This window comes from Streptomyces asoensis, from assembly GCF_016860545.1.
In the GTDB taxonomy this organism is placed as follows: domain Bacteria; phylum Actinomycetota; class Actinomycetes; order Streptomycetales; family Streptomycetaceae; genus Streptomyces; species Streptomyces asoensis.
This window is the reverse complement of the sequence record NZ_BNEB01000003.1, coordinates 449545-461870: the sequence shown is the minus strand read 5'-3', so window position 1 is coordinate 461870 and position 12326 is coordinate 449545. Positions and strand designations below refer to the sequence as shown.

8 protein-coding genes are annotated in these 12326 nt (G+C 73.0%); all 8 read left to right on the top strand.

Annotation, left to right across the window (positions count from 1 at the left end):
- Nucleotides 1-1019: 1019 nt before the first annotated feature.
- The 8 genes from Saso_RS14835 to Saso_RS14800 all read left to right on the top strand — a co-directional run bounded on the left by Saso_RS14835 (nucleotide 1020) and on the right by Saso_RS14800 (nucleotide 12153).
- Nucleotides 1020-3098 carry a glycosyltransferase gene (locus Saso_RS14835; RefSeq protein WP_229901086.1) on the top strand — a complete coding sequence of 693 codons (2079 nt, stop codon included), beginning with the start codon at nucleotides 1020-1022 and terminating at the stop codon, nucleotides 3096-3098.
- Nucleotides 3098-4378 carry an acyltransferase family protein gene (locus Saso_RS14830; protein WP_189918370.1) on the top strand — a complete coding sequence of 427 codons (1281 nt, stop codon included), beginning with the start codon at nucleotides 3098-3100 and terminating at the stop codon, nucleotides 4376-4378. Before Saso_RS14835 ends, Saso_RS14830 begins: the two co-directional genes overlap by 1 nt.
- 247 nt (nucleotides 4379-4625) lie before the next feature.
- Nucleotides 4626-6020: a nitrate/nitrite transporter gene (locus Saso_RS14825; protein WP_189918368.1), complete on the top strand. Its 1395-nt coding sequence runs from the start codon at nucleotides 4626-4628 to the stop codon at nucleotides 6018-6020.
- Nucleotides 6021-6119: 99 nt separating this feature from the next.
- Nucleotides 6120-7292, top strand: a complete 1173-nt coding sequence (locus Saso_RS14820) for a uroporphyrinogen-III synthase (RefSeq protein WP_189918366.1) — start codon at nucleotides 6120-6122, stop codon at nucleotides 7290-7292.
- Between the two features lie 141 nt (nucleotides 7293-7433).
- Complete coding sequence (locus Saso_RS14815; protein WP_189918364.1) at nucleotides 7434-8033, top strand: ABATE domain-containing protein; 600 nt, start codon at nucleotides 7434-7436, stop codon at nucleotides 8031-8033.
- Between the two features lie 334 nt (nucleotides 8034-8367).
- On the top strand, nucleotides 8368-8889 hold the full coding sequence (locus Saso_RS14810) for a sigma-70 family RNA polymerase sigma factor (protein ID WP_010039908.1): 522 nt from the start codon (nucleotides 8368-8370) through the stop codon (nucleotides 8887-8889).
- Nucleotides 8890-8939: 50 nt separating this feature from the next.
- On the top strand, nucleotides 8940-9722 hold the full coding sequence (locus Saso_RS14805; protein WP_189918362.1) for an anti-sigma factor family protein: 783 nt from the start codon (nucleotides 8940-8942) through the stop codon (nucleotides 9720-9722).
- A 64-nt stretch (nucleotides 9723-9786) separates the two neighbouring features.
- The gene (locus tag Saso_RS14800; protein ID WP_189918360.1) at nucleotides 9787-12153 is read left to right on the top strand and encodes a HelD family protein; all 2367 of its coding nucleotides are present in this window, start codon (nucleotides 9787-9789) and stop codon (nucleotides 12151-12153) included.
- Nucleotides 12154-12326 lie beyond the last annotated feature (173 nt).

Sequence of the window (12326 nt, the reverse complement as noted above, 5' to 3'; positions counted from 1 at the left end):
CGGCCGGACGGGACCCGCGGCAGCCGCGGCCCGGTCGGACCGGCGGGGCGTCCGGGGACGGCGGCCGGAGCGGGGCCCACGGGCTGTGGCGCCGCACGGGCGCCGTAGGGCGTCCGCGCGGTGGATGTCCGACCGCACGACCCACCGGTCCACGGGCCCACGAACCCGTGACGGCCGGTACCGCGCGGGAGACACCGCACCCGCTGTGTCCCGCCCCGGCGGCCCCGGCGGCCCCTGCGGTGGCCCTGGCGGTGTCACCTGCGGTGGCCTCGGCGGGCGGCACCTGCGGTGGCCTCGGCGGTGTCACCTGCGGTGGCTCCGGCGGTGTCACCCGCGGTGGCCCCGGCGGCGGCACCCACGGCGGCACCCGCGACGGCCCCGGCGGTCGGCACCCGCCGTTGGGCCCACGCGGTGGCTCCGGTGACGGTCGCCGACCGCGTGCCGGACCCGCCGCCGTACGACCCGGTCCCGGCCCCGGTCCCGGCCCCGGGCCGGTCCCGGGCCGGTCCCGGTCCGGCCGACGGGCCGGGTCTTCCGCCCGTCCGCGGGCCCGCGGAGCACCCCGGTGCCCGCAGGCCCTCGGGGGCCGCCGGACCTCGGTCCGCCGGCCCCCGGCCCCCGTCTTCGGTGAGCTCCCCACGCTCACTCCCCGCCGCTCGCCCAGCGGCCCTACCTCGCCCGCTCTCGTCCCCGGAGAACCACCTCTCATGGCACCACGTACCAGCCGGCGCTCGACCCGACGGTCCCCCGTCGGACAGCCGGCGCACTCGTCAGGCGGCAACGCCGCGTCCGCCTCGCCTTCGGCCGGGGATCCCCCGGGCGGGGAGCCCGCCGAGGCGCCGCGCGGCGCCGGACGGCGGTCGGCCGGGCGGCGGTCCGGCCCCCGGCAGGGGCGGGGCCGGGCCCCGGGCCGCGCCGCCGGCGGTTCCGCGCACGCCGCCTCACCGCCGGCCGGACGCCGGCGCCTGGTGGTCCCGCTCCGGCTGCGCCGCGTCCTGCCGCTCCTCGTGCTCGGCGCGATGATGGCGATGCTGATGCTGCGCGGCTACGTGCACAGCGAGATCCTCGCCGACCACCGGGTCCGCCCCGAGGCCGCCGCCGACAAGGTCCCGAAGTCGGTCCTCCAGGGCGGACCGGTCGTCGACACCCGCAACGGGCAGCGGACCAGCCTGGACGTGCCGGACCACCGGATCGTCCTCACCTTCGACGACGGCCCCGACCCGACATGGACCCCCAAGGTCCTCGACGTCCTGAAGAAGCACCACGTGCACGCCGTCTTCTTCATCACCGGCACCATGGCCTCCCGCTATCCCGACCTCGTCGAGCGGATGGTCGAGGAGGGCCACGAGATCGGCCTGCACACCTTCAACCACCCCGATCTCTCCTACCAGTCGAAGAAGCGCATCGACTGGGAGCTCACCCAGAACCAGCTGGCCCTGGCGGGAGCGGCGGGCATCCGGACCTCGCTCTTCCGCCCGCCCTACTCCTCCAGCGCGGACGCCCTCGACGACGCGTCCTGGCCGGTCACCCAGTACGTCGGCACCCGGGGCTACCTCACCGTCTTCACCACCGCCGACAGCGAGGACTGGCGCAGGCCCGGTGTGCGGCAGATCATCCGCAACGCCACACCGCGGGGCGGCAAGGGCGCGATCGTGCTGATGCACGACTCCGGCGGCGACCGGCACCAGACGGTGCAGGCACTCGACACCTACCTGCCCGAACTCCGGGCCAAAGGCTACGAGTTCGAGAACCTCACCGAGGCGCTGAAGGCCCCGAGCGCGCACACCCCGGTCACCGGGGTCGACCTGTGGAAGGGCAAGGCCTGGGTCTTCCTCGTCGAGGCCTCCGACGACGTCACCGGCGTGCTGGTCGTCGGACTCGCCGTCATCGGCGTCCTGGTCTTCGCCCGCTTCGGGCTGATGCTCCTGCTCTCGGCGATCCACACCCGCCGCACCCGCCGCAGGGGGTTCGTCTGGGGGCCCGACGCGCCCGTCACCGAACCGGTGTCGGTGCTCGTCCCGGCGTACAACGAGGCCAAGTGCATCGAGAACACGGTGCGTTCGCTGATCGAGAGCGAGCACCCGATCGAGATCCTCGTCATCGACGACGGCTCCAGCGACGGCACCGCCCGGATCGTCGAGGACCTGCGGCTGCCCGGCGTCCGGGTCGTCCGCCAGCTCAACGCGGGCAAGCCCGCCGCCCTCAACCGGGGCATCGCCAACGCCCGGCACGACCTCATCGTGATGATGGACGGCGACACGGTCTTCGAGCCGTCCACCGTCCGCGAACTCGTCCAGCCCTTCGCCGATCCCCGGGTCGGCGCCGTCGCGGGCAACGCCAAGGTCGGCAACAAGGACACCCTCATCGGCGCCTGGCAGCACATCGAGTACGTGATGGGCTTCAACCTCGACCGCCGCATGTACGACGTGCTGCGCTGCATGCCGACCATCCCCGGCGCGGTGGGCGCGTTCCGCCGCACCGCGCTGGAACGGGTCGGCGGCATGAGCGACGACACCCTCGCCGAGGACACCGACATCACCATGGCCATGCACCGCGACGGCTGGCACGTCGTGTACGCGGAGAAGGCCCGCGCCTGGACCGAGGCACCCGAGTCAGTCCAGCAGCTCTGGTCGCAGCGCTACCGCTGGTGCTACGGCACCATGCAGGCGATCTGGAAGCACCGCAGGGCGCTGGTGGAGTCGGGCCCCTCGGGACGCTTCGGCCGCGTCGGGCTGCCCCTGGTCTCCCTCTTCATGGTCGTCGCCCCGCTCCTCGCCCCCCTCATCGACCTGTTCCTCGTCTACGGCCTGCTCTTCGGTCCGACCGGCGAGACGGTCGCGGCCTGGTTCGGCGTCCTCGCCGTCCAGGCGGGCTGCGCGGCCTACGCGTTCGTCCTGGACCGCGAGCGCCTCACCCCGCTCATCTCCCTGCCGCTCCAGCAACTCCTGTACCGCCAGCTGATGTACATCGTGCTGCTCCAGTCGTGGATCACCGCCCTCACCGGCGGCCGCCTGCGCTGGCAGAAACTCCGCCGCAAGGGACAGGTGGCCGCGCCGCCCGGTGCGCAGGCGGCGACCGCGGACGCAGGAGCGGCCTGATGAGCATCCGTCCGACCGACACCACGTCCGAGCTGCCCGAACTGCCCGACCCGCCGACCCGGAACACCGCGGCGGATCAGCAGGGTCCGGAGCAGGGTCCGGAGCAGCGGGGTCCGCAGTCGCAGGGTTCCGAGCAGCGCGGTGCCCGGAAGAAGGGCGGCGGACGCGACCTCTACTTCGACCTGCTGCGTGCCGTCGCCCTGTTCCGGGTCGTCCTCTACCACCTGATGGGCTGGGCCTGGCTGCCCATCGTCTTCCCTTCCATGGGCGTGATGTTCGCGCTCGCCGGCAACCTGATGGCCCGTTCGCTGGCCAGGCGCCCCGCGCCGGAGGTCGTGCGGGGCCGGCTGCGCAGGCTGCTGCCCCCGCTGTGGCTGCTGGGCGCGGTCGGTGTGACCGGCATGCTGGCGGCGGGCTGGGGCCCGGACGAGGACGGACACCCCGGCTGGTGGTGGCTCCACCTCGGCTACTGGATCCTGCCGCTCAGCGACCCGCCGTACGGTGACGGGCTGCCCGGCGTGCACGGGCTGATCGGCGACGACTGGGCCACCGACATGGGCGTCCCGCTGTGGTACATCCGCGCCTACCTGTGGTTCGTGCTGCTCTCCCCGCTCCTGCTGCGCGCCCTGCGCCGGCTGCCCTGGCTCACGGTCGTCGCACCGCTCGTGCTGTCGGCCGCCCTGGAGGCCGGGATGCTCCCGGTGCCGGGCTGGCGGCTGGAGGCGCAGCTCAGCGACTTCGGCGCGTTCGGCGCGTGCTGGCTGCTGGGGATGGCCCACCAGGAGGGGATCCTGCGCCGGCTGCCCCGGTACGTGGTGCCGTCGCTGGCCCCGGCGGTGGCGGCGGCCGGCCTCTGGTACGCCCTGGCCCATCATCTGGAGGAGGGCCACGACCTGGACGACATGCCGTTCGCCCAGTCGCTGTGGTCGTTCGCCGCGGTCCTGCTGCTCCTGCACCTCAGCCCGTCCTGGTCGCAGTGGCCGGGCAGGCTGCGCCGCTGGGACCGGCTGATCACCCTGCTCAACTCCCGGGCCGTGACGATCTACCTCTGGCACAACGTGTGCATCGGGATCGTCGAGGCGCTGTGGGACCGGCTGTGGGCCGTCCCGGGACTGGAGACCGGCGCCCCGTGGATCCTCCAGAGCCCGTGGCCGCAACTGCCGGTCATCTGGCTGCTCACGGCGCTCTGCGTGGTCTGCTTCGGCTGGGTGGAGGACCTGGCGGCCCGCCGCAGGCCCCGGCTGTGGCCGGACGGCCGGGCGGCGGCGCACCGCGCCTGAGCCCCGCGCGGCGCACGGGCCCCGCGCGGCGCACGGGCTTCGCGCGGGGTCCCTCACCGGGCCCCGAGCGCCGCGCGGCGGGCGGGGCCCGCCCTGGACCTCTCACCGGGCCCGCGCGCAAGGTGAGAGCAACGTTCCTTTCCGGTCACCCACAGCCACAGCGCGGAAACGCGGCCTCCCTACCTTCGGGACTCATCACCGCTCATCCCCTCGAAACACCCGAGCCCCGGAGCACCGTGGAGGCGTCATGACAGCCCCGAGTACAGCCCCCGCATCCCCGCCCCCCGTGAAGAAGGGGAGCCACTGGATCGAGGAGTGGGACCCGGAGAACGAGGCCTTCTGGAACGAGAAGGGCGAGAAGATCGCCCGCCGCAACCTCCTCTTCTCCGTCCTCTCCGAGCACATCGGCTTCTCGATCTGGACCCTGTGGTCCGTGCTGGTGCTCTTCATGGGCCCGGAGTACGGCCTCACCCCGGCCGACAAGTTCCTGCTCACGTCGATGGTGACGCTGGTGGGGGCGGTCGTCCGGGTGCCGTACACCTTCGCCGTCGCGATCTTCGGCGGGCGCAACTGGACGATCATCTCGGCCGGTCTGCTCCTGATCCCCACGACCGCCGCGTTCACCGTGATGGAGCCGGGGACCTCCTTCGGCACGTTCCTCCTGGTCGGCCTGCTGGCGGGCATCGGCGGCGGCAACTTCGCCTCCTCGATGACCAACATCAACGCGTTCTTCCCGCTCCGCAAGAAGGGATGGGCGCTGGGGCTCAACGCGGGCGGCGGCAACATCGGCGTGCCGGTCCTCCAGCTGATCGGTCTCGCCGTCATCGGCGCGAGCGGCGGACCGCGCGTCCTGCTCGGGATCTACATCCCGCTGATCCTCGTCGCCGCCACCCTCGCCGCGCTGTACATGGACAACCTGGCCTCCGTGAAGAACGACACCGGCGCCGCCGTCGACGCGGCGAAGGACGGCCACACCTGGATCATGTCCTTCCTCTACGTGGGGACGTTCGGGTCGTTCATCGGCTACAGCTTCGCCTTCGGCCAGGTCCTGACGAACCAGTTCGGCCGGACGCCCCTCCAGGCGGCCTACCTCACCTTCATCGGCCCGCTGCTCGGTTCCCTGATCCGGCCCGTCGGCGGCTGGCTCGCCGACCGTTACGGCGGCGCCCGCATCACCCTGTACAACTACGTCGGCATGGCCGCGGCCACCGCCGTCCTGGTCTTCGCGAGCATGCGCAAGTCGCTGCCGCTGTTCGTCTGCGTCTTCGTGGTGCTGTTCGTGCTCAGCGGCCTCGGCAACGGTTCGACGTACAAGATGATCCCCGGCATCTTCCAGGCGAAGGCCGTCGCCCAGGGGCTCACGGGCGAGGAGGCGGCCGCCCACGGCCGGCGGCTGTCCGGCGCCTCCATGGGTCTCATCGGGGCGGTCGGCGCGCTCGGCGGGGTGGGGATCAACCTGGCCTTCCGGCAGTCCTTCCTCTCCTACGGCTCCGGCACCGGCGCGTTCGTCGCCTTCCTCGCCTTCTACGCGGCGTGCTTCGCGGTCACCTGGGCCGTATACCTTCGCCGCCCGGCCGGCCGGACCACGGCGGGCAGCGCCGCTTCCGAGGCGAAGCCGCAGCTCAGCTACGCCGAGGTGTGACGTAACACCGGCGACATGTGGCCGAACCGAGCCTGTCATGCACCATTGACAGGCTCGTCGGCATGTAGGTGTGAACGGGACTCGAGCGGGACGAGAGTGATGTACGAACAGCAGCGATCCGACGCCGGCCCCGAGGGCGCCGTCGAACACGGGCCCCTCGCGGGCTTCACCGTGGGCGTGACGGCCGCGCGCCGCGCCGAGGAGCTCGGCGCGCTGCTCCAGCGACGCGGGGCGGCGGTGCTGCACGCGCCCGCCCTGCGCATCGTGCCGCTCGCCGACGACGGCGAACTGCTCGCCGCCACCAAGGAACTCATCGACCAGGCGCCGGACGTCGTGGTCGCGACGACGGCGATCGGCTTCCGGGGCTGGATCGAGGCGGCCGACGGCTGGGGACTCGGCGAGCAGTTGCTCGCCCGGCTCGGCGGGGTCGAGCTGCTGGCCCGCGGCCCCAAGGTCAAGGGCGCCGTACGGGCCGCCGGGCTGACGGAGGAGTGGTCGCCGTCCAGCGAGTCCATGGCCGAGGTGCTCGACCGGCTCCTGGAGGAGGGCGTCGACGGACGGCGGGTCGCCGTCCAGCTGCACGGTGAGCCGCTGCCCGGGTTCGTGGAGTCGCTGCGGGCCGCGGGCGCGGAGGTCGTGGGGGTCCCCGTCTACCGGTGGATGCCGCCGGAGGACATCACACCGCTGGACCGGCTCCTCGACGCCGCCGTCTCGCGCGGTCTGGACGCGATCACCTTCACCAGCGCGCCCGCGGCCGTCTCCCTGTTCTCGCGGGCGGAGCAGCGCGGGCTGCTGGCGGAGCTGGTCGCCGCACTGCACCACGACGTGCTGCCGGCCTGTGTCGGCCCGGTCACCGCGCTGCCGTTGCAGGCGCGGGGCGTGCCCACCGTCTCCCCCGAGCGGTTCCGGCTCGGGCCGCTCGTGCAGTTGCTGTGCCAGGAGCTGCCGGTGCGGGCCAGGGCGCTGCCGGTCGCCGGGCACCGGGTGGAGATCCGGGGCCACGCGGTGCTGGTCGACGGCAGTCTGCGCCCGGTGCCCCCGGCGGGGATGTCCTTGCTGCGGGCGCTGGCCCGCAGGCCGGGGTGGGTGGTGCCGCGCGCCGAGCTGCTGCGGGCGCTGCCGGGCGCCGGGCGCGACGAGCACGCGGTGGAGACGGCGATGGCCCGGCTGCGGACGGCCCTCGGCACGCCGAAGCTGATCCAGACGGTGGTGAAGCGGGGATACCGGCTGGCGCTGGACCCGGCGGCGGACGCCAAGTACGCCGACGGATAGGCGGCTTCACCACCCGGCCCGGGAGATCCCGGGATCTCTCCGGGAGGGGTACGCCCCACGGGCTGGTGGTCGGCACCGCGCGCTGGCACTGTGAAGGGACGGATTCCCGAGCAGGGCAGCTGGGTTGGCGGTGACACGCGCATGGACGAGCTCCGGTTCGACGCCGGCCGGATCTGTCTCGACCTGCTCGCGACCGCGCATCCCGTCGAACGGCTGGACGCCGTGGCGCCGTTGTGCGCGTGGATCCGCGGCAGCGGCCTGGTCCCGCCGGGCACCCCGCTCACCCACGCGGACTCCTCCTGGCCGCCGGCGTTCCGCGAACTGCGACGCAATACCGGACAGTTGGTGCACGGGTGGCTGGCCCTGCACGACAGCGGACCTCTCGCCCGGCACGACAGCGGGCCCGACGACCCCGCGCTGGCCCGCGTCAACGACTTCGCCCGGGCCGCGCCCCCCGCCCCGCGGGCCGTACGCGGCGAAGAGGGCGCGCTCGTGCGCGCGTTGGCCGGACCGCCGGCGTGTGCCGCGCTGCTGGCCGCGGTGGCCCGGGACGCGGTGGAGCTGCTCACCGATCCCGTCGCCCGGGCGGGCCTTCGGCAGTGCGAGGGCGACAACTGCCCGATCGTGTACGTCGACATGTCCCGGGGGCGCCGGCGGCGCTGGTGTTCCAGTGAGGTCTGCGGCAACCGGGAACGGGTGGCGCGGCACCGCAGACGGGCGGCACTCGCGTCACGTCCGTAACTCCCCTGCCTGGTATGCGGCTTTCGTGGAGGGGGCGGAGAGCGGCCTTCGAAGTGATTTCGATTACACGCCGTTTACCCGGACGGAAGCCGGGGCAGCCAGCGCGATCTTGTCGGTGTGGCGGAAATGTAAAGAAAAAGCGGTGGGAATGTGCCGCCATGTCCCCCTCGTCATGACACCCCGAAGAAAAATGTCCCGGTGGTTTGAACACCCAACACCCCGTCTGCGTACCCGTCGTCGAGCGACCGACTGGGGGATCCCCCGGACACCGGAGGTGGGCGTGCGCAAGGATGCGGCCGTGGCCAATGAACGTGGATCGAGGGCCCGACATCGCATGTCCCAGCCCTCGGAACCTGACGAGGAGCTGATGCGTGCTCTGTATCGGGAGCATGCCGGACCCCTGCTTGCGTATGTCCTGCGCCTGGTTGCCGGAGATCGGCAGCGCGCCGAGGACGTCGTGCAGGAGACGCTCATCCGTGCCTGGAAGAACGCCGGTCAGCTCAATCGTGCGACCGGATCTGTACGCCCCTGGCTGGTGACGGTCGCACGCCGCATCGTCATCGACGGCCACCGCAGCCGGCAGGCCCGGCCGCAGGAGGTCGACCCGTCGCCGCTGGAGGTCATTCCTGCGGAGGACGAGATCGACAAGGCGCTGTGGCTGATGACGCTGTCCGACGCGCTCGACGACCTGACCCCGGCCCACCGGGAGGTGCTCGTCGAGACGTACTTCAAGGGGCGTACCGTCAACGAGGCGGCCGAGACGCTGGGCATACCCAGCGGCACCGTGCGCTCACGGGTCTTCTATGCCCTGCGGTCGATGAAGCTGGCTCTGGAGGAGCGGGGGGTGACGGCGTGATGAGCGTTTACGGGGGATTCGGAGCAGGTGGTTCGGGTATGTCTGGTCCCATGCAGGGATCTGCGGGATCTCCGAGCCCGAGCGAACACGAGACCGTCGGCGCCTATGCCCTCGGGATTCTCGACGACGCCGAAGCAACCGCTTTCGAGATGCATCTCGCCGGCTGCGAGTGGTGCGCCCAGCAGCTCGACGAGCTCGCGGGCATGGAACCCATGCTGGCCGCCCTCGCGGACCTGCCGGGCACCGGCACCCCCGCGATCGGCGAGTCCCTGTCGGCCCGTCCCAGTCCGCGGCTCGCGGAACGGCTGGTCGACGAGGTGTCCGAGCGCCGCGCGGTCAAGCGCCGTCGTTCCTTCTTCCTGGTGGCCGCGGCGGCCGCGCTGATCATCGGCGGTCCGCTCACCGTCCTGGCGGCGACCGGCGGCGACAGCGGGACCAAGGGGACCGAGGCGAGTGCGCCGAAGTCGGCGAACAGTGCCCAGACCACCTTCGCCGCGCTCACGGACCGGGTCTCCGCGACCGACCCCGCGAGCAAGGTCTCGGCGACCGTCGCCATGGGCGAGAAGGCGTGGGGCACGGAGATCGGCGTCGAGCTGAAGAACGTGGCCGGCCCGGAGAAGTGCTCGCTCATCGCCGTCGGCAAGAACGGCGAGCGCGAGACGGTCTCCTCCTGGTCGGTCCCGGAGTGGGGCTACGGTCTCCCCGGAGCCAAGACCGAGCAGGCCAAGAACCCGCTCTACGTCGTCGGCGGCGCCGCCTTCAAGACCGGCGAGATCGACCACTTCGAGGTCATGACCTTCGACGGCAAGAAGCTCGTCCAGATCGACGCGTAACTTCCTTCGGCGGGCCCCCTTCGCGTACGGTTGACGGCTGCCCAGCACGTCAGAAGGGGGCCCGGTGGCCGTTCAGGCACAGCAGGAGACCGCGGTCGGATCGGATCGGCACCCCGCGCCGGATTCGGTGCGGGACCGAGAGATCGGCGTCGAACAGGAACACCTCGACCGGGTGTACCGGCGCCTCGAGGAGAAGATCCACGAGGCCGAGTTCCTCATGGACGACGCGGCCAAGCGCGGCCAGGTCGGCACCCCCGGGGCCCTCGCCGAGCGGGACGCGCAGGTGTTCCGCGCCGGCGTCCACCTCAACCGGCTCAACAACGAGTTCGAGGACTTCCTCTTCGGGCGGATCGACCTGCTCCTCGGCAAGGACGGCAAGAAGGGCCCGGACGGCGCCTACACCGCCGTCGAGCCCGCCGAGGGGGCCGTCCGCCCCGACAACACCGCCGACATCGCGGAAACGCTCCACATCGGCCGGATCGGGGTCCTCGACTCCGACTACGCCCCCCTGGTCATCGACTGGCGGGCACCGGCCGCGGCCCCCTTCTACCGGTCCACCCCGGTCGACCCGGGGCGGGTCGTACGGCGCCGGGTGATCCGCTCGAAGGGGCGGCGCGTCCTCGGCGTCGAGGACGACCTGATGCGTCCCGAGCTCAAGGCGGCCCTGGACGGCTCCGAGCTGCCCGTCATCGGCGACGGCGCCCTCATGGCCGCCCTCGGACAGGCCCGCAGCCACACCATGCGCGACATCGTCGCCTCCATCCAGGCCGAGCAGGACCTGGTGATCCGCGCGCCCGCCGCCTCCGTGACCTACGTGGAGGGCGGCCCCGGCACCGGGAAGACCGCCGTCGCGCTGCACCGGGCCGCCTACCTGCTCTACCAGGACCGGCGCCGGTACTCCGGCGGCATCCTGATCGTCTCGCCCACGCCCCTGCTGGTGGCGTACACCGAGGGCGTGCTCCCCTCGCTCGGCGAGGAGGGCCAGGTCGCCATCCGCGCCATCGGCTCCCTCGTCGACGGCGCCGAGGCCACCCTGTACGACTCCCCGGCGGTGGCCCGGGCCAAGGGGTCGTACCGGATGCTGAAGGTGCTGCGCAAGGCCGCGCGCGGCGCGCTGGAGAGCGGCGGGCGGGCCGCGGCGCAGCCCACCCTCGACGAGCCCGACGAGTCACCGGCGCCCTCGGCCACCCCCACCCGGCTGCGGGTCGTCGCCTTCGGCCGCCGCCTGGAACTGGAGGCCGCCGACCTGGACCGCGTCCGCCAGAGCGCCCTCAGCGGCACCGCCCCGGTGAACCTCCTGCGGCCCCGCGCCCGCAAACTCCTCCTGGACGCCCTGTGGGAGCGCTCCGGCGCGGCCGGCCGGCACAGCGACCCCGAACTCGCCGCCGAGCTGCGGTCCTCCTTCGACGAGGACGTGACCACCGAGGACTCGTTCATCGCGTTCCTGGACGCATGGTGGCCCGAGCTGACCCCGCAGGCGGTCCTGACGGCCATGGCCGACGAGCGGCGCCTTGGACGCTGGGCGCGGCGCGTCCTCAGCCCGGGCGAGGTCCGCAGGGTCGCCCGCGCGCTCAGGCGCGAAGGCCACTCGGTGCACGACATCGCCATGCTCGACGAGCTCCAGGCGATCCTGGGCGCCCCGCTGCGCCCGCGCAAACGGCGCGAGTACGACCCGCTGGACCAGCTCACCGGCCTGGAGGAGCTGATGCCGGTGCGCGAGGAGACCCAGCGCGAGCGCGCCGAGCGGCTCGCCCAGGAGCGCACCGAGTACGCGCACGTCATCGTCGACGAGGCCCAGGACCTCACCCCGATGCAGTGGCGCATGGTCGGCCGCCGCGGCAGACACGCCACCTGGACGGTCGTCGGCGACCCGGCCCAGTCCTCCTGGTCGGACCCGGACGAGGCCGCCGAGGCCCGTGACGAGGCACTGGGCACCCGCCCGCGCCGCCGCTTCGAGCTGACCGTGAACTACCGCAACCCCGCCGAGATCGCGGAGCTCGCGGCGAAGGTGCTGGCCCTGGCGATGCCGGGCGCGAAGTCCCCGTCGGCGGTCAGGTCGACGGGTGTCGTGCCCCGCTTCGAGGCCGTCACCGACACGCTGGGCGCCACCGTCCGGGCGGAGGCCGCGCGCCTCCTGGAGCGGGTCGACGGCACGGTCGGCGTCGTGGTCGCCATGAACCGCCGTGAGGAGGCGAGACGCTGGCTGGCCGGCCTCGGCGAGCGCGTGGTGGCCCTCGGCAGCCTGGAGGCGAAGGGCCTGGAGTACGACGCGACGGTCGTCGTCTCGCCCGCGGAGATCGCGGACGAGTCACCGGCCGGCCTGCGGGTGCTGTACGTGGCCCTCACCCGCGCCACCCAGCAGCTGACGGTCGTCTCCGGGGAGCGCGACGAGCCGGACGCGGACGGCGTGCCGGACCTTCTCAGGGACTGAGCCGCAGGTCCGGCCCCGGCGGGGACCGGGCCGCGCGGTCCGCCGGGGGAGCGCGCGGGCGGCCGCGCGGGCGACCGTTTCCTGTGAACCTGGCGGACGGGAATGGCCTTCGGGCATCCGTTTGTTAGCCTGGTCGTGACACCGGCTCGATCCAAGCCCCCGGGCCCAACCTT